14 protein-coding genes and 1 pseudogene are annotated in these 16,928 nt (G+C 67.0%); 12 read left to right on the top strand and 3 right to left on the bottom strand.

Annotated features, from left to right (window positions below):
- Nucleotides 1-62 precede the first annotated feature (62 nt).
- Nucleotides 63-1,082 (bottom strand): zinc-binding alcohol dehydrogenase family protein, encoded by a 1,020-nt coding sequence (locus BKE09_RS06915; protein ID WP_075675266.1) that lies wholly within the window; start codon nucleotides 1,080-1,082, stop codon nucleotides 63-65.
- A gap of 357 nt (nucleotides 1,083-1,439) precedes the next feature.
- Between BKE09_RS06915 and BKE09_RS06910 the strand changes: the two genes are divergently transcribed.
- From BKE09_RS06910 to BKE09_RS06895, 4 genes are all read left to right on the top strand, one after another.
- Nucleotides 1,440-2,531, top strand: coding sequence for an OmpA family protein (locus BKE09_RS06910; protein ID WP_014036117.1), 1,092 nt, complete (start codon nucleotides 1,440-1,442; stop codon nucleotides 2,529-2,531).
- A 218-nt stretch (nucleotides 2,532-2,749) separates the two neighbouring features.
- Nucleotides 2,750-3,256: a hypothetical protein gene (locus BKE09_RS06905; protein ID WP_049468334.1), complete on the top strand. Its 507-nt coding sequence runs from the start codon at nucleotides 2,750-2,752 to the stop codon at nucleotides 3,254-3,256.
- A 20-nt stretch (nucleotides 3,257-3,276) separates the two neighbouring features.
- Nucleotides 3,277-4,083: a pseudouridine synthase gene (locus tag BKE09_RS06900; protein ID WP_310648430.1), complete on the top strand. Its 807-nt coding sequence runs from the start codon at nucleotides 3,277-3,279 to the stop codon at nucleotides 4,081-4,083.
- 84 nt (nucleotides 4,084-4,167) lie between these two features.
- Nucleotides 4,168-4,503 carry a hypothetical protein gene (locus BKE09_RS06895; protein WP_049446728.1) on the top strand — a complete coding sequence of 112 codons (336 nt, stop codon included), beginning with the start codon at nucleotides 4,168-4,170 and terminating at the stop codon, nucleotides 4,501-4,503.
- Between the two features lie 84 nt (nucleotides 4,504-4,587).
- Here BKE09_RS06895 and kbl read toward each other — a convergent pair whose 3' ends face one another.
- Nucleotides 4,588-5,796, bottom strand: a complete 1,209-nt coding sequence (gene kbl, locus BKE09_RS06890) for a glycine C-acetyltransferase (protein ID WP_075675265.1) — start codon at nucleotides 5,794-5,796, stop codon at nucleotides 4,588-4,590.
- Nucleotides 5,797-5,996: 200 nt separating this feature from the next.
- On the opposite strand from kbl, the pseudogene BKE09_RS23885 reads away from it, so the two are divergent.
- Nucleotides 5,997-6,706, top strand: a pseudogene (locus BKE09_RS23885) (TorF family putative porin).
- Nucleotides 6,707-6,866: 160 nt separating this feature from the next.
- Here BKE09_RS23885 and tdh read toward each other — a convergent pair.
- Nucleotides 6,867-7,889 carry an L-threonine 3-dehydrogenase gene (tdh, locus tag BKE09_RS06880; RefSeq protein WP_032955954.1) on the bottom strand — a complete coding sequence of 341 codons (1,023 nt, stop codon included), beginning with the start codon at nucleotides 7,887-7,889 and terminating at the stop codon, nucleotides 6,867-6,869.
- Between the two features lie 399 nt (nucleotides 7,890-8,288).
- Between tdh and BKE09_RS06875 the strand changes: the two genes are divergently transcribed.
- From BKE09_RS06875 to BKE09_RS06845, 7 genes are all read left to right on the top strand, one after another.
- Entirely contained in the window at nucleotides 8,289-10,454 is a 2,166-nt protein-coding gene (locus tag BKE09_RS06875) for a S46 family peptidase (protein ID WP_075675264.1), read from the top strand.
- Nucleotides 10,455-10,654: 200 nt separating this feature from the next.
- Nucleotides 10,655-11,299 carry a histidine phosphatase family protein gene (locus BKE09_RS06870; protein WP_010483945.1) on the top strand — a complete coding sequence of 215 codons (645 nt, stop codon included), beginning with the start codon at nucleotides 10,655-10,657 and terminating at the stop codon, nucleotides 11,297-11,299.
- A 41-nt stretch (nucleotides 11,300-11,340) separates the two neighbouring features.
- A complete protein-coding gene (folC, locus tag BKE09_RS06865) occupies nucleotides 11,341-12,612 on the top strand; it encodes a bifunctional tetrahydrofolate synthase/dihydrofolate synthase (RefSeq protein WP_075675263.1) in 1,272 nt (423 codons plus the stop codon).
- Between the two features lie 80 nt (nucleotides 12,613-12,692).
- Nucleotides 12,693-13,727: an SPOR domain-containing protein gene (locus BKE09_RS06860; RefSeq protein ID WP_075675262.1), complete on the top strand. Its 1,035-nt coding sequence runs from the start codon at nucleotides 12,693-12,695 to the stop codon at nucleotides 13,725-13,727.
- A gap of 46 nt (nucleotides 13,728-13,773) precedes the next feature.
- Nucleotides 13,774-14,553, top strand: coding sequence for a CvpA family protein (locus tag BKE09_RS06855; protein ID WP_049446716.1), 780 nt, complete (start codon nucleotides 13,774-13,776; stop codon nucleotides 14,551-14,553).
- A gap of 30 nt (nucleotides 14,554-14,583) precedes the next feature.
- Nucleotides 14,584-16,050 (top strand): amidophosphoribosyltransferase, encoded by a 1,467-nt coding sequence (gene purF / locus BKE09_RS06850; RefSeq protein ID WP_005408246.1) that lies wholly within the window; start codon nucleotides 14,584-14,586, stop codon nucleotides 16,048-16,050.
- 9 nt (nucleotides 16,051-16,059) lie between these two features.
- Nucleotides 16,060-16,884, top strand: a complete 825-nt coding sequence (locus tag BKE09_RS06845) for a ferritin-like domain-containing protein (RefSeq protein WP_075675261.1) — start codon at nucleotides 16,060-16,062, stop codon at nucleotides 16,882-16,884.
- Nucleotides 16,885-16,928: the final 44 nt, after the last annotated feature.

Genomic DNA, 16,928 nt, shown 5'->3' with positions numbered 1-16,928 from the left:
ATGCCGGTCAATCCGCCGGTACAGGCAGCGCCGATCCTGCACGTGGGGCGCTACATGAAGCGTCAGTCGTCCCAGCCCACCAGCGCCAGCTTCCCCACCGTGCGCCCGCTGGCCAGGCGTTCATGCGCGATGTCCAGGTTGGCCGCATTGATCGCGCCCAGCGTTTCACTGAGCGTGCCACGCAGCTGGCCGGCATCGATCATGCTGGCGGTGCGGCTGAGAATGCGGTGCTGCTCGATGCGGTCGGCAGTGGCGAAGCGCGAGCGCGCGAACATGAATTCCCAGTGGATGCCGATGCATTTGGCCTTGTACGGATCGCCGATGCGCAGTGCGCCACGCGGCTCCACGATCAGGCCGACATGGCCCTGCGGTGCCAGCAGCTGGCCCAGCTCGTCCCAGTAGTGATCGGTGTCGGCCAGATTGAGCGCCACCTGCACCGTATCGATGCCCAGCGCCTGCAGCTGGGGCTGCAGCGGCTGCCGATGGTCGATCACATGCGTGGCCCCCATCTGCCGGCACCAGTCGATCGAGGCCTCGCGCGAGGCGGTGGCGATCACCTCGAAGCCGGCATGGCGGGCCAGCTGGATCGCCATCGAGCCCACGCCGCCCGCGCCGCCGATCACCAGCAGGTGCTGGCCGCCATGGCGGCGATCATCCAGGTGCAGCGGCATGCGCTGGAACAGCAGCTCCCAGGCGGTCAGCGTGGTCAGGGGCAGCGCGGCGGCTTCCGCGAAATCGAGCGTGGTCGGCTTGCGGGCGACCAGGCGCTCGTCCACCCACTGGTACTGGGCGTTGCAGCCCGGCCGGGTAACGTCGCCGGCGAAGTAGACCTCGTCACCGGAGGCGAACAGGCTGGCCTCGTCACCGATGGCTTCGACCACACCGGCGGCGTCCCAGCCCAGCACCCGGGGAACCTCGAGGGTGGTCGGATCGGTGGCGGCCCGCTGCTTGCCGTCGACGGGGTTGACCGATACCGCTTCGATCCGGACCAGCAGGTCGCGGCCGCGTGGTGGCAGCGGCGGCGGCAGCAGGACATCACGCAGGGCAGGTGCGTATTCACGACTCAGGGCGACGGCTTTCATCACGGCTCCGGCTGGGTTCGTGATCCCATCATAAGGTTCCTCACGTTTCCGCAAACCTGCTGAACCGCGTGATGCAGTGTGTTGCGCAATATGTCGTTTTTGCCGCTTAAACCCCGTCAAACCCTTGCAGCGTGTGGGTCTTGCGGATTTTCATCATCCTGTATAGGGTTTCAACGTCGGACCGGTGGACGGTCGGGCGCAACACTTCACATGTTACGGGACTGTTAACATGGCCTTCACCCGCCTGAGCATAATGTTCGCGGCGGTGGCGTGCTGAATCGGCTGTCGTACATCGACGCACTAGTGCTGGCCCATGCCTCTACCGGTTTCATACCCCCGAAATAGGAGCTGTACTCAATGAACAAGAAGATCCTTACTGCCGCGCTGCTGGGCGGCCTGGCTTTTGCCCAGGCAGCTTCGGCGCAGGAGTTCGATGACCGCTGGTACCTGACCGGTTCGGCCGGCTTCAACTTCCAGGACAGCGACCGTCTGACCAATGACGCTCCGTTCGTGACCCTGGGCCTGGGTAAGTTCATCAGCCCGAACTGGTCGCTGGACGGTGAGCTGAACTACCAGAACCCGAACTTCGACAGCAACCAGGACCTGAACTGGTCGCAGTACGGCGTCTCGCTGGACCTGCGTCGCCACTTCATCAAGGAAGGCCGCGGCTGGAACCCGTACATCGTCGGTGGCCTGGGCTACCAGAAGTCGGAAGAGCAGTACGCTGCCCTGGACAACAACGGTCCGCGCAAGCGTAAGGACGGCAACGTTGCCGCCAAGCTGGGCGTCGGCCTGCAGACCACCTTCGAGAAGCGTGTTGCTGTCCGCGCCGAAGTGGCCTACCGCGCTGACTTCGACGACCAGAGCATCGCCGCCAAGGACGAAAGCTGGTTCGGCGACGTGCTGGCTTCGGTCGGCGTCGTGATCCCGCTGGGCCCGGCTCCGGTCGCGGCTGCTCCGGCTCCGGCTCCGGTTGCCCCGAGCTGCGCCGACCTGGACGACGACGGTGACGGCGTCAACAACTGCGACGACAAGTGCCCGAACTCGCAGCCGGGTCAGACCATCGGTCCGGACGGTTGCCCGGTTCCGGTCTCCATCGACCTGAAGGGCGTCAACTTCGACTTCGACAAGTCGAACCTGCGTCCGGACGCCGTGGCGATCCTGAGCGAAGCCACCGAGATCCTGAAGCGTTACCCGGATCTGCGCGTTGAAGTTGCCGGTCACACCGACTCGAAGGGTACCGACGCTTACAACCAGAAGCTGTCGGAGCGTCGCGCTACCGCCGTGTACAACTACCTGACCAAGAACGGCGTTGACGCCGGTCGTCTGGTCGGCCCGATCGGCTACGGCGAGAGCCGTCCGATTGCTCCGAACACCAACCCGGATGGTTCGGACAACCCGGAAGGTCGCGCCAAGAACCGTCGTACCGAGCTGAACGTCCAGAACTAAGTTCTGACGCTCCGCCAGTAGGACACAGCAGGACCCGGCTTCGGCCGGGTCTTGTTGTTTCTGCGGCCCGGAAGCCGGCGATTCATGCGCAAGGGTAACCGTTCGTCAGGATTTTGCCCGTAAAACCAATGAGTTGCCGTATTCATTGAAAGTGGCGCTTGAAAGCTGACGCGGCATTGCTAAACTCGCCGCGTCACTTCCTTCCGTGGATGCCCCTCATGCTGCGCTCTGCATCGGCCGCCGTCCTGGCGCTGGCCCTGGTTCCCGCCGCCCACGCTGCGGTCGATTGCTCGGTCAACACCAGCGCGTCGCCGCTGCCGTTGCCCGCCACGACCATCGCACCGGTGGCCGACGAGCTGTACATCCGTGGCAACCAGCTGGGCATGCCGGCTGGCGTGTTGAGCAGCAACTACGATCCGTCGCAGTCGCTGGACCAGGTGCTGCAGCGCCTGCGCATCGATGGCTGCCAGAACATCGCCAAGGCCATCCCGAGCGCGCCGGCAGTGAAGCCGAACGATCCGGCGGCCTACAAGCCGCAGACCGAGTTCGACAACACGCCGTGGCGCTTCGACATGAGCCAGAACGGCAAGCGCATGACCGCTGAAGAATTCGACGCCTGGATGAAGGCGCGCGGTGTGCGCGTGGTCAAGGCGCGTCCGGCTCCGGCCGCTACTCCGGCTGCGGCCGAAGCACCGGCTGAGACCAAGCCGGTCGACAAGAAGTAAGCGCTGCGGGGAGCAGAGGCTTGCGCACGCGCCGCCCACCTGCCGCCCCCGCCGCCCGCTCCCACGCACCGCGTGGGCGTGCGGTTCCGAATGTCTCCAGTGGCGTGCGCCATGGCTTGGCACGCGTGCTGTCCAAGGCCGGCGTGTGCTCGCGCAGCGAGGCCGCGCGCTGGATTGCCGAGGGCCGCGTGCGCGTGTCCGGCCGCATCGTCCGTGATCCCGAATTCCCGATTGGCCAGCCGGCGCCGCCGATCGAGGTCGACGGCCAGCCCATGGGCGCGCCGCAGCGCCTGTACCTGATGCTCAACAAACCGCGTGGGGTGGTGACCACCGCGCAGGATGAGCGTGGCCGAGATACCGTGTATCGCTGCTTTGATGGTGCCGGCCTGCCGTGGATCGCGCCGGTCGGGCGCCTGGACAAGGCCAGCGAAGGGTTGCTGTTGTTCAGCAATGATCCGCAGTGGGCGGCGCGCCTGACCGATCCAGAGACCGGCCCGCAGAAGACCTATCACGTGCAGGTGGATCGCCTGCCCGACGAGGACACCCTGGCTGCGCTGCGCGCCGGTGTCGAGGACGAGGGCGAGTTCCTCGTCGCCCAGGCCGTGCGCGTGCTGCGCAGTGGCGACAAGACCGCATGGCTGGAGGTGGTCCTCGACGAGGGCCGCAACCGTCATATCCGCCGCCTGTTGGCGGCCTTCGACCTGCAGGTGCTGCGCCTGGTCCGGGTCGCGATCGGTGGGCTGCTGCTCGGCGATCTCGGCAAGGGGCAATGGCGGGTGCTGGAGGTCAGCGACCAGCAGCGGCTGGGGGCCGCTGCACCGGGCTGATCATCGCCCGCGGCCGGCAGTTGCCGGCCACCGTTCCAGGCGTAGGGGGCGCCTGGTTGTTGAATTTCCCGAACGGAGCCTGCCATGTACCACCCGACCCTCAACCAAACCCTGCGCTGTGCAGGCCTGCTGCTGCCGATGGTGCTGCTGACCGCCTGTGGCGGCCACAAGAAGGTGGCCAAGGCGGAAACGCCTGCCGAGACCCCGGTGGTGGAAGTGAAGACCCCGGAGCTGGATGGTCGCGGCAGCTACCGCTTCCTGATGAGCGACGGCGACAAGAAAATGACCGCCGATGAGTTCGATGCCTGGATGAAGGCAAACGGCATCCGCGTTGCCAAGGGCAACGGCCAGGACGCTGCCGCCAAGCCGGTGGTGGTGGCCAGCAAGGAAGAGCCGAAGGGCAAGAAGAAAAAGAAGTGACGCCCGTGGGTGCCGACCTTGGTCGGCACGCTTTGATAGGGTCGGACCCCTTTCCGCAGGAAAGGGCTCCGACCCCGGCCATGATCAGCCCTTGACCACGCCCAGCTCGACACCGATGCGGGTGAAGGCATCGATCGCGCGGTCCAGGTGCTCGCGGCTGTGCGCGGCACTGATCTGCGTACGGATGCGGGCCTGGCCCTTGGGCACCACCGGGAAGAAGAAGCCGATCGCGTAGATGCCTTCTTCCAGCAGGCGCTCGGCGAACTTCTGCGCCAACGGTGCGTCATACAGCATCACCGGGCTGATCGGATGCACGCCCGGCTTCACGTCGAAACCGGCGGCGGTCATCTTCTCGCGGAAGTAGGCGGTGTTCTCGGCCAGGGTGCTGCGCAGGTCGTCGGCGGCAGCCAGCATTTCGAACGCCTTGATGCCGGCGGCCACCACATGCGGCGGCAGCGAGTTGGAGAACAGGTACGGGCGCGAGCGCTGGCGCAGCAGTTCGATCACTTCGGCGCTGGCGCAGGTGAAGCCGCCCAGTGCGCCGCCCATGGCCTTGCCCAGGGTGCCGGTGATGATGTCGATCTTCTCCAGCACGCCCTTGACCTCGGCCGAACCACGGCCGGTGGTGCCAAGGAAGCCGGTGGCGTGGCATTCGTCGATGTGCACCAGCGCGTTGTACTTCTTCGCCAGCGCGGTGATCTCGTCCAGCGGCGCGATGAAGCCGTCCATCGAGAACACGCCGTCGGTGGTGATCAGCTTGGTCTTGCAGCCGGCGGCATCGGCGGCCTGCAGCTGGGCTTCCAGATCGGCCATGTCGCAGTTGGCGTAGCGGAAGCGCTTGGCCTTGCACAGGCGCACGCCGTCGATGATCGAAGCATGGTTCAGCGCGTCGGAAATGATCGCGTCGTTCTCGCCGAGCAGCGGCTCGAACAGGCCACCGTTGGCATCGAAGCAGGCCGCGTACAGGATGGTGTCCTGCTTGCCGAAGAAATCGGCGATCTGCTTCTCCAGCTGCTTGTGCAGGTCCTGGGTGCCGCAGATGAAGCGCACCGAGGCCATGCCGAAGCCGTGGGTATCCAGTGCGTCCTTGGCGGCCTGGATCAGGTCCGGATGGTCGGCCAGGCCCAGGTAGTTGTTGGCACAGAAGTTCAGCACCTTGCGGCCGTCGTCGAGGGTGATCTCGGCTGACTGCGGGCTGGTGATGATCCGCTCGGACTTGAACAGGCCCTGGGCGCGGATGGCGTCCAGTTCCTCGGCGTAGTGGCGGGTCAGGGCGGAGGAGGCGTCGGTCATGGCGTGGGCACGGCTCTGAACGGGAAACCGCTGATTCTACCGGGCATCGTCGGTCACCAACCGGGCCGGATGGGGCATCGCCACGGCCGGCACATGTTGCATCGCAATAGCAAAGTGGTTAAGAATTCGTGAACCGGAGCTGTCGCGCTCCGGCCGCACCCGCCTTCCACGCCACGCCACCGCCCCCACCGGAGACGCTCATGAAGCACGCCCGTGCCTGCCTCGCCATTGCCGCTGCCCTGACCCTGGCCGCCCCGTTCGCCGCCAGCGCGCAGGAGAACGAATCGCCGTACAGCTGGAATGTCACCGCCGTTTCCGACTACCTGTTCCGTGGCGTGTCGCAGACCGACGAGAAGCCGACCCTGCAGGCGGGCTTCACCTACACCTCGCCGGTGGGCCTGTACGCCGGTGTCTGGGGTTCGGGCGTGGACTTCGGTCCGGGTGATCCGAACACCGAGATCGACTACCAGATCGGCTACGGCGTGGACGTCACTTCGCGCGTCAACTTCGACGTGCTGCTGAACCGCTACACCTACATCGGTGCCAGCCACCAGAACTACAACGAGCTGGTGACCACCACCACGCTCGACGACACCTACTCGACGACACCTACAAGCTGACCGTGGCCTACACCAACGACCAGTGGAACAGCGGCACCGATGGCTGGTACTACGGCGTCGGCGGCCAGTGGGGCCTGCCGCAGGACTTCATGCTGAACGCCAACGTCGGCCGCAGCAGCTTCGAGAAGGGCCTGGCCAAGGACTACACCGACTGGAACGTCGGCGTCAGCCGCCAGTTCGGCCTGTTCAACGTCGGCCTGGGTTACTACGGTACCGACGGCAATGGCCGCGAGAACTCGGGCAAGCTGGCACACAGCCGCGTGCTGCTGACCGTGGCCATCGGTAACTGATGCGCCTTCGCTGATGTCCACGAAAAAGGCGCCCAATGGGCGCCTTTTTCAATTCCAGCAGCATGCCTTACCCCGGCTGGGGGAGAGCCCCCTTGTTGTTCAAGGGGGCGCGCCGACGGCGCGGGGATAAGGAAACCTGCGGGGGAATTGACCCGAAGGGTCAATTCCAGCTCAATACCACCTTGCCGGCCTTGCCTTCCTCCATCAGGTCGAAGCCCTTCTGGAACTCGTCGATCGGCAGCTGGTGGGTCATCACCTTGCCGAGCGGGAAGCCGGACAGCACCAGCTGGGTCATCTTGTACCAGGTCTCGTACATCTTGCGGCCGTAGATGCCCTGCACGGTCAGGCCCTTGAAGATGATCTTGTCCCAGTCGCAGCCGGCGCCCTTGGGCATGATGCCGAGCATGGCGATCTTGCCACCGTGGTACATGCAGTCGAGCATGTCGTTGAACGCGCGCGGGTTGCCGCTCATTTCCAGGCCCACGTCGAAGCCCTCCATGTGCAGTTCCTTCATCACGTCCTTCAGCGACTGGTTGGCGACGTTGACCACGCGCGTCGCGCCCATGTCGGCGGCCAGCTTCAGGCGGAAGTCGTTGACGTCGGTCACCACCACGTTGCGCGCACCGATGTGCTTGCAGATGCCGGCGGCGATGATGCCGATCGGACCGGCGCCGGTGATCAGCACGTCTTCGCCGATCACGTCGAATTCCAGCGCGCAGTGTGCGGCGTTGCCGTACGGGTCGAAGAACGCGGCCAGTTCCGACGGGATCTGGTCCGGGATCGGCCACAGGTTGCTGGCCGGCATCACCATGTATTCGGCGAAGGCGCCGTTGACGTTGACGCCGATGCCGACGGTGTTCGGGCACAGGTGGGGGCGGCCGCCACGGCAGTTGCGGCAGTGGCCGCAGACGATATGGCCTTCGGCCGAGACGCGCTGGCCGATCTCATAGCCGGTCACCGCCGAGCCGAGCGCGGCGATGCGGCCGACGAACTCGTGGCCGATGGTCAGGCCCGGCTTGATGGTGCGCTGGCTCCACTCGTCCCACAGGTAGATGTGCAGGTCGGTGCCGCAGATCGCGGTCTTTTCCAGCTTGATCAGGACCTCGTTCGGGCCCGGGGTCGGAACCGGAACTTCTTCCAGCCAGATGCCCTTGGCCGCTTCGCGCTTGACCAGGGCCTTCATCGTTTGCTGCGCCATCGGGGTGGAACTCGTCAGGGGGAAAGCGCGGATTATAGGGTGCCGCGCGGATTTCCCATGTTGCGCTGCGGGTGCAGTGGCGGAACGAAAGGCGTGCGCCGGCGGGCGTTTCGAACGTACTGCGAACAGCGGCGCCTCCCTGATCCGGGAAAGGGGGCGTGGTCACCCTGGCCGGGACACGCAAAAGCCCATCCATGGTGCTCGATGGCGCCATCCATGGCGCCAACGGTCCCGTCCAGGGTGACCACGCCCCCTCTGGACGATTTCCGTGTGCGCGGCCGACGTGCGCGTGGCAGAGCAAGAAGCAGGCCCATGACTTCCGGGGTTCGGGCCGGGGCAGGGCGGCGGGCTACAATCGAGGGTTCCACTACCAGGGGCCGCTCCATGCGCTCGAACCTGCTTGCATTCTCCATCGTCGCCAGCCTCGGGCTGGCCCAGGTCGCCCATGCCGCTGAAGGCATGTGGGTGCCGCAGCAGCTGCCGGAAATCGCCGGTCCGCTGCAGAAGGCTGGCCTGAAGCTGTCCCCGGAGCAGCTGTCCAACCTCACCGGCGACCCGATGGGCGCGGTCGTAGCCCTCGGTGGCTGCACCGCCAGCTTCGTGTCGCCGCAGGGCCTGGTGGTCACCAACCACCACTGCGCCTACGGTGCGATCCAGCTGAATTCGACCGCCGAGAAGAACCTGATCAAGGACGGCTTCAACGCGCCGAAGCACAGCGATGAACTGAGTGCCGGCCCGAACGCCCGCGTCTACGTGCTCGACCAGATCACCGACGTCACCGCTCAGGCCAAGGCCGCCATTGCCGCCGCCGGCAACGACCCGCTGGCCCGCAGCCGCGCGCTGGACGCCTTCGACAAGGCCCAGGTCGCCGCGTGTGAAGCCGAGGACGGCTTCCGCTGCCGCCTGTACACGTTCTCCGGCGGTAATACCTACCGCCTGTTCCGCAACATGGAAATCAAGGACGTGCGCCTGGTCTACGCGCCCCCGGGCAGCGTCGGCAAGTACGGCGGCGACGTCGACAACTGGATGTGGCCGCGCCACACCGGTGACTTCTCGTTCTACCGCGCCTACGTCGGCAAGGACGGCAAGCCGGCCGCCTTCTCGGCCGACAACGTGCCGTACCAGCCCAAGCACTTCCTGAAGTTCACCGACCAGCCGCTGGGCGCCGGAGACTTCGTGATGGTGGCCGGCTATCCGGGCCGCACCAACCGCTACGCACTGGCCGGCGAGTTCAACGAAACCGCCAGCTGGACCTACCCGACCATCGCCAAGCACTACAACGCAGTGCTGAAGATGATCGATGAGGCGGGCAAGGCCGACGCCGACGTCAAGGTGAAGTACGCCGCCACCGCGGCCAGCATGAACAACGTGGCCAAGAACTACGCCGGCCAGCTGGAAGGCTTCAAGCGCATCGACGCTGCTGGCCAGAAGCAGGCTGAAGAAGCCGCCGTGCTGGCCTGGCTGAAGAAGCAGGGCGCCACCGGCAAGCCGGCCCTGGCAGCGCACGCGCAGCTGGTCAAGCACCTGGACACCAGCAAGGCGACCCGCGAGCGCGACCTGTTCGTCGGCCAGTTCAACAACACTTCGGCAGTCAACGCCGCCATCGGTCTGTACCGCCTGTCGATCGAGCGTGCCAAGCCGGACGCCGAGCGTGAGGTCGGCTACCAGCAGCGCGACCTGCCGACCCTGGAAGGCGGCCTGAAGCAGATGGATCGCCGTTATGTGGCGAAGATGGACCAGCAGCTGCAGACCTACTGGCTGGACCAGTACGTCGCGCTGCCGGCCGCGCAGCGCAACAACGAGGTGCTGAATAAATGGCTGGGCGGCAGCGATGCCAACGCCGTCAAGGCGCTGGTGAGCAAGCTGTCGGGCACCGAGCTGGGCAGCCTGGATGCACGCCTGAAGTGGTTCACGGCCGACCGCGCCGCGTTCGAAGCCAGCACCGACCCGGCCATCCAGTACGCGGTGGCGATCATGCCGTCGCTGCTGAAGCAGGAAGAGCAGAAGAAGATCCGCGAAGGCGAGTCGCTGACCGCACGTCCGCTGTACCTGCAGGCACTGGCTGACTACAAGAAGAGCCAGGGTGAGTTCGTGTACCCGGATGCCAACCTGTCGCTGCGCATCACCTTCGGCAACGTGATGGGCTATGAGCCCAAGGACGGCGTGGCCTACACCCCGTTCACCACGCTGGAAGGCATCGTCGCCAAGGACACCGGCGTCGATCCGTTCGATGCGCCCAAGGCCCTGCTCGACGCGGTCAAGGCCAAGCGCTACGGCGGCCTGGAAGACAAACGCGTCGGCTCGGTACCGGTGAACTTCCTGTCCAACCTGGACATCACCGGCGGCAACTCGGGTTCGCCGGTGCTGGATGCCAACGGCAAGCTGGTCGGCCTGGCCTTCGATGGCAACTGGGAATCGGTCAGCTCCAACTGGGTGTTCGACCCGGTGATGACCCGCATGATCGCGGTCGACAGCCGCTACATGCAGTGGATCATGCAGGAAGTGGCACCGGCGCCGCAGCTGCTGAAGGAACTGAACCTGGCCAAGTAACCCGGTTGCGGCAGTGCCGGCCGCTGGCCGGCAACCTCGACCCGATGGCTGGAAACTCCGGAGCCCCGCGACGCAGGTCGCGGGGTTTTTTCATGCCCGGCCCGGCCGGGTGCGCCGAACAGGTATCATCCCTGTTCCGCGTACTTCACAGGATGTGAACGAAACGCGGAAACCTCCTCCCCCCAGGACCCCTTGCACGCATGCGCATCCTGCTTGCCCGCCACGGCGAAACGCCGTGGAACGCCGAAGGCCGCTACCAGGGCCAGATCGATATTCCGCTTTCGCCGATCGGTGAAGCCCAGGCCCAGGCACTGGGTGCCCGCCTGGCCTCGGTGGACATCACCCGTGCCGTCGCCTCGCCGCTGTCGCGCGCGCAGCGCACCGCGCAGCTGGCGCTCGGCGCCGCCCGTGCCGACATGCTGCTGACCGAGCCGGAGCTGCAGGAAATCGCCCACGGTGAGTGGGAAGGCCTGCTGGCCAGCGAAATCAATGAAAAGGATCCGTCGCGCCTGCAGGCCTGGCGCGAGGAGCCGGATACCGTGCTGATGCCCGGCGGCGAATCGCTGCGCCTGGTGCTGGAGCGCAGCTGGCGCGGCCTGGCCCGCGCAACCGAAGGCCTTGGCGAGCACGACACCCTGCTGGTGGTCGCCCACGACGCGGTCAACCGCGTGATCCTGTGCAAGGTGCTGGGCCTGCCGATTTCCCGCCTGTGGACCTTCCGCCAGGCACCGACCACGCTCAACCTGCTCGAAGGCGCCGACCTGGACAGCCTGGAAGTGGTGCGCCTGAACGACTGCGCCCACCACACGCCGTTCTTCGGCGAAGCCAAGCACCGCGCTCTCTGATCCATCCCCTCGCATCAACTGCTTCTGCTGGAACTGCTGCCGTGACGAACACCCCGACCACCCTGGCCGACTGGCTGGACTACATTGAACGCCAGCACCCGGCGACCATCGACATGGGCCTGGAGCGCGTGCGCGCCGTGGCTGCAGCGATGGGCCTGGGTACGCCGGCCCAGCGCACCATCGTGGTCGGTGGTACCAACGGCAAGGGCTCGACCGTGGCCTTCATCGAGGCCATCGGCCGTGCTGCGGGTTGGAAGGTTGGCGCCTACACCTCGCCGCACCTGCTGCGCTACAACGAGCGCGTGCGCATCGACGGCCAGGACGTGGACGATGCTGCGCTGGTCGCTGCGTTCAACGCCATTGAAGCCGCACGCGGCGACATCACGCTGACCTATTTCGAGTACGGCACGCTGGCCGCGCTGCAGCTGTTCGCCGACGCCGGGCTGGACCTGGCGGTACTGGAAGTGGGCCTGGGCGGTCGACTGGATGCGGTCAACATCATCGATGCCGATGTGGCGGTGATTACCACCGTGGACATCGACCATGCCGAATGGCTGGGCGAGGACCGCGAAGCGATCGGCACCGAGAAGGCCGGCATCATCCGTGGCTGGAAGCCGGTGATCCTGGGCGAGACCGATCCGCCGTCGAGCGTGCTCGCACGTGCCTACCTGGTCGGTGCCAATGCGATCCGGGGCGGCAGCGATTATTTCTACGAGCCGATCGATGCCCAGCGCTGGCGCTGGCGCGACGTCGGCCTGCGCATGGAACTGCCGACACCGGCGCTGGCCGGCCCGATCCAGCTGGCCAACGCGGGTGCCGCCATTGCTGCGCTGCGCGCGCTGGACAAGCCGGTGCCGCGTGCGGCGTGGGCTGCCGGTATCGCGGCGGCGCGCATCTCCGGCCGCCTGCAGGCGTTCGAGCGTGACGGTGTGCAGATCCGCGTCGACGTAGGCCACAACCCGCAGGCGGCGGGCCAGCTGGCGCGCGCGCTGAAGTCCGAAGCGTCGGCCGGGCGCACCCTGGCGGTGTACGCCGCGCTACAGGACAAGGACGCGGTGGGCGTGGTGCAGGCACTGCAGGACGTGGTCGGCGAGTGGACCCTGGCTGGCCTGGACGGCCCGCGCGGGCAGAGCGCTGCCCAGTTGCAGGAACGCCTGGCCGGCACGGCGGCGGCCAAGGCCCAGCGGGCTGATACCGTCGAACAGGCACTGGCACAGGTCCTGGCCCAGGCCGGGCGCGGTGACCGCGTACTGGTGTTCGGCTCCTTCCATACCGCTGCGGCCGCGCTGCAGTGGTTGCAGGGCGCCGCCTGATCCGCGTTCAGCCAATGCCGACGCCGTCCGGTCCGGCACCCGTATAATCGACCGCAACCTCCGGACAGTTGCCGCCTCACGTGGATACGCCTCTGAAACAGCGTCTGATTGGTGCCATCGTGCTGGTGGCGCTGGCCGTGATTTTCCTGCCGATGCTGGTCAAGGGACCGGCGCCGGACAGCGGTGTGGCCTCGGTGCCGATCGCCGCGCCGGACGCACCGGCCGATGGCCAGTTCGAAACCCGTGAGCTGCCGCTGGTTGCTCCGGCCGGTGGTGCCACCGGCCTGCAGACCGGGCAGGCAAAGCCACTGCAGGAGGCCGCCGCGCCGGCCACGCCGCCGACCGTGGACACGTCTCCGGCGGTTGCCGCCGGCAACTACGCCGTCACGTTCGGCGCCTACGGCAGCAAGGCCGACGCCGATGCGGTGATCGCCTACCTGAAGCGCTCGCAGATGCCGGGCTTCGCCGAAACCACCACCATCAGCGGGCGCCAGGCTTGGCGAGTGCGCGTCGGGCCGTATGCCGACCGTGCCCAGGCCGAGGCTGCCCGGCTGCAGGCGGTGAAGATCCGCGCCGATGTGAAGGCCGAGGTCATCACGCTGGACGCGGCGGCAGGCAGCACTGCGGCGGTCGCTGCCACGCCGGCGCCGACCACCAGCACCCCGGCCGCGGCCACCACGCCGTCGGCCACCAGCAACCCGGTGCGCAGCGAAAGCCTGCCGCCAAGCACGCCGACGGCGACCACCAGGCCGGAGCCGCCCAAGCCGGCGCCGAAGCCCGAGACCCCGAAGCCGGAGGCCAAGCCCGAGCCGAAGCCGGAGGCTACTGCCAGCAAGCCGGCGACGGCCCCGGCCACGCCGGCCGCACCGGCGGCCAGTGGCGTCGGCTTCGCCGTGCAGTTGGGCGCGTTCGGCCAGGCCAACGATGCCGATGCGCTGCGCGACAAGGTCCGTGCCGCCGGCTTCAGTGCTTTCGTCGAGCAGGTACGCACGGAAAAGGGCACCCTGCATCGCGTCCGCGTCGGACCGGTGGCCAACCGCGCTGACGCCGAGCAGCTGAAGGCGCAGGTCGCCGCCAAGGTCGGCGTGGCCGGCATGGTCCGACCGCACCCATGACCCACGCGCAGGCCCGTTGCCAGCGCCGCCGAAGGAGCGGGGCGCCATGATCGACGTGGTGCTGCTGATCGTGATCGCCGCCTCGACCCTGCTCGGGATGCTGCGTGGCTTTGTTGGAATCGTCATCGGCACGCTGTCGTGGCTGCTGGCCGCGTGGGCGGCCTTCGCCTTCGGCAACGATGCGGCACGCTGGTGGGCGGCCCCGGCCGCGCCCGGCGGCGAGCACTTCGTCGGCGGCTACCTGGGCGTCGGCATTGGCGTGATGATCGTGGTCGCGGTGATCGGCATGGTCATCAAGGCGATGATCCACCGCAGCATGCTGACCAGCCTGGACCGGTTGCTGGGCGGCGTGCTGGGAGCCGTGCGTGGCGGCCTGATCGCGGCGATCCTGGTGCTGCTGGCCAGCTTCACCCCGCTGACCGCCGAACCCTCCTGGAAGCGCTCGGCGGTCCGCCCGGTGCTGAACCCGGCCGTGGCCTGGATGAACGGGAAGCTGCCGCACTGGCAGGTGCCCGGCGCCGACCTGCTGCCCAAGACCTTGCCGACCGACATGCTGTCCCCATCTGCATTGATGGAGCTGGGAAAGAGCGCAGGCGCCGATTTGGGAAAGCCGGGCGCGGCAGGCGATAATGGCATCCTCAACCAGGTAGTGGCGGGCGGCGGATGGCTGCGGCCCGCGAAAGCGGAACAGGGCGACGCATACGATCCGGCCGAAGTGCGCCCGGACGCCCCAGCACTGCCAGACAGTATCGAGCCGGGCGATCCGGCCAATGTCGACCGCAGGCGCGGCGACCACCGCGGCCAGGTACGGCCACCTTCCTTGTAACTGGGCACAGCCCAGCGGAGACCTCGCACCATGTGTGGCATCGTCGGAATCGTCGGCAACCAGAACGTCGCCGGGCAGTTGTATGACGGCTTGACCGTTCTCCAGCATCGCGGCCAGGATGCGGCGGGCATCGCCACGGCCAATGGCAGCCGCCTGCGGGTGCAGAAGGCCACCGGCCTGGTCCGCGATGTGTTCGATGCACGCACCATGTCCACCCTGGAAGGCAGCGTCGGCATCGCCCATGTGCGCTACCCGACCGCCGGCTCGGAAGGCATGGACGAGGCGCAGCCGTTCTACGTGAACTCGCCGTACGGCATCGCGCTGGCCCACAACGGCAACCTGATCAACACCGAGGCGCTGCGCCAGCAGGTGTTCGAGCAGGACCGCCGCAACGTCAACACCGATTCGGACAGCGAAGTGCTGCTGAATGTGTTCGCCTATGAGCTGGAACAGCAGCGCCAGCTCAGCCCGGAAGCCGCGATCCGCGCGGTGGCCGGCGTGCACCGCCGCTGCAAGGGCGGCTATGCGGTGGTCAGCGTGGTGCTGGGCCTGGGCCTGGTCGCCTTCCGCGATCCGCATGGCATCCGTCCGCTGGTGCTGGGCAAGCGTAGCCATGCCGAGGGCGACGAGTACATCGTGGCCTCTGAATCGGCCGCGCTGGACGTGCTGGGCTTCCAGCGCGTGCGCGACGTGCAGCCGGGCGAAGCGCTGGTGATCACCGCGCGCGGCGAGCTGTTCTCGGAAATCTGCGCCGAGCCGGCCGAGCACACCCCGTGCATCTTCGAATACGTGTACTTCGCGCGCCCGGATTCGATGATCGACAACGTCTCGGTGCACAAGGCGCGCATGCGCATGGGCATCAAGCTGGGCGAGAAGATCCTGCGCCTGCGCCCGGACCACGATATCGACACCATCATCCCGATCCCGGATACCTCGCGCGATGCCGCGCTGGAGATCTCCAACGTGCTCGGGGTGAAGTACCGCGAAGGCTTCATCAAGAACCGCTACATCGGCCGCACCTTCATCATGCCGGGCCAGGGCGAACGCGTGAAGTCGGTGCGCCGCAAGCTCAACCCGATCCACCTGGAGTTCCGCAACCGCGTGGTGCTGCTGGTGGACGACTCGATCGTGCGTGGCACCACCAGCCAGCAGATCGTGCAGATGGCCCGTGATGCGGGCGCGCGCAAGGTCTATCTGGCCAGCGCGGCACCGCCGGTGCGCTACCCGAACATCTACGGCATCGACATGCCGGCGGCCGAAGAGCTGGTTGCGCACAACCGCACCGTGGAAGAGATCGAGGCCCACCTGGGCTGCGACTGGCTGATCTACCAGGACCTGGAAGACATGGAAGCGGCGGTGAGCGAGGGCAACCCGGCGCTGCGCAACTTCGATTCGTCCTGCTTCAACGGCCACTACCCGACGGGTATCGAGCCGGGCTACTTCGAGCGCATCCAGCAGCTGCGCTCGGACGACGCCAAGCACAAGCGCCGCGCCTGAGGTCCAGGCGTGGTTGCGGTGCCCGATGTTGGAGGCGACCTGCTGCGCGCGGCGCAGCAGTGCCTGGCCGAAGCCGACCCGCTGCGCAAGGTCGCGCTGACCCAGGCGTATGCGGCCGCGTTCCGTGCCGGTCGCCTGAAGGTGGCCGCCGATGCGCCGCCGCCGGAACCGATCCGCATGCCGGGCCGGCCGGCTCGGCTGGTGCTGGTGCATCCGCGCGAAGTTCCTCGGCGCGGCCTGGGCGGCGTGGAAGGACGCGCCGCCTTCATCCACGCCATCGCCCACATCGAACTCAACGCGATCGACCTGGCCTGGGATGCGGTATACCGCTTCCGCGGCCTGCCGCCGGCGTTCCATGCCGATTGGGTCAGTTGTGCCGACGACGAATCACGGCACTTCATGCTGCTGCGCGAGCGGCTGCTGGTGCACGGCCACGACTACGCCGATTTCCCCGCGCACAACGGCCTGTGGGAAATGTGCGAAAAGACGGCGCATGACGGTCTGGCGCGCATGGCACTGGTGCCGCGCGTGCTGGAGGCGCGCGGCCTGGACGTGACACCGGGCATGATCGAGAAGCTGCGCAATGTCGGCGATGGCGAAACCGCCGACGTACTGGAAGTGATCCTGCGCGAGGAAGTGGCGCACGTTGCCGCCGGTTCGCGCTGGTACCGCTGGTACTGCGATCGCGCCGGCGTCGAGCCGCGTGCGCGCTTCAAGGAACTGCTGGTGGAATACGCCGGCGGCTACCTGCATGGGCCGTTCAACATCGAAGCGCGCCTGCTGGCCGGCTTCGATGCCGACGAGCTCGCCAGCCTGGTCGAACAGGCCGGCTGACAGAAAAAGGGGGCGGAGGGGATCAAGTCGTTCATGCATGAACG

This window comes from Stenotrophomonas sp. TD3 (assembly GCF_001939825.1).
Lineage (GTDB): Bacteria > Pseudomonadota > Gammaproteobacteria > Xanthomonadales > Xanthomonadaceae > Stenotrophomonas.
Note: the sequence above shows the minus strand (reverse complement) of the source record. Positions and strands in the feature narration are given on the sequence as shown.

Bases quoted from the DNA above. Each gene is read 5' to 3' on its own strand.
- kbl (WP_075675265.1), bottom strand. From the start codon at position 5,796: ATGACCGACGCCTCCTCCGCCCTGACCCGCCACTACGCCGAGGAACTG.
- tdh (WP_032955954.1), bottom strand. From the start codon at position 7,889: ATGAAGGCCCTGGTCAAGCGCGAAGCGGCCAAGGGCATCTGGCTGGAA.
- BKE09_RS06905 (WP_049468334.1), top strand. From the start codon at position 2,750: ATGCTGCGCTCTGCATCGGCCGCCGTCCTGGCGCTGGCCCTGGTTCCC.
- BKE09_RS06915 (WP_075675266.1), bottom strand. From the start codon at position 1,082: ATGAAAGCCGTCGCCCTGAGTCGTGAATACGCACCTGCCCTGCGTGAT.
- purF (WP_005408246.1), top strand. From the start codon at position 14,584: ATGTGTGGCATCGTCGGAATCGTCGGCAACCAGAACGTCGCCGGGCAG.
- BKE09_RS06910 (WP_014036117.1), top strand. From the start codon at position 1,440: ATGAACAAGAAGATCCTTACTGCCGCGCTGCTGGGCGGCCTGGCTTTT.
- BKE09_RS06855 (WP_049446716.1), top strand. From the start codon at position 13,774: ATGATCGACGTGGTGCTGCTGATCGTGATCGCCGCCTCGACCCTGCTC.
- BKE09_RS06875 (WP_075675264.1), top strand. From the start codon at position 8,289: ATGCGCTCGAACCTGCTTGCATTCTCCATCGTCGCCAGCCTCGGGCTG.
- BKE09_RS06870 (WP_010483945.1), top strand. From the start codon at position 10,655: ATGCGCATCCTGCTTGCCCGCCACGGCGAAACGCCGTGGAACGCCGAA.
- BKE09_RS06895 (WP_049446728.1), top strand. From the start codon at position 4,168: ATGTACCACCCGACCCTCAACCAAACCCTGCGCTGTGCAGGCCTGCTG.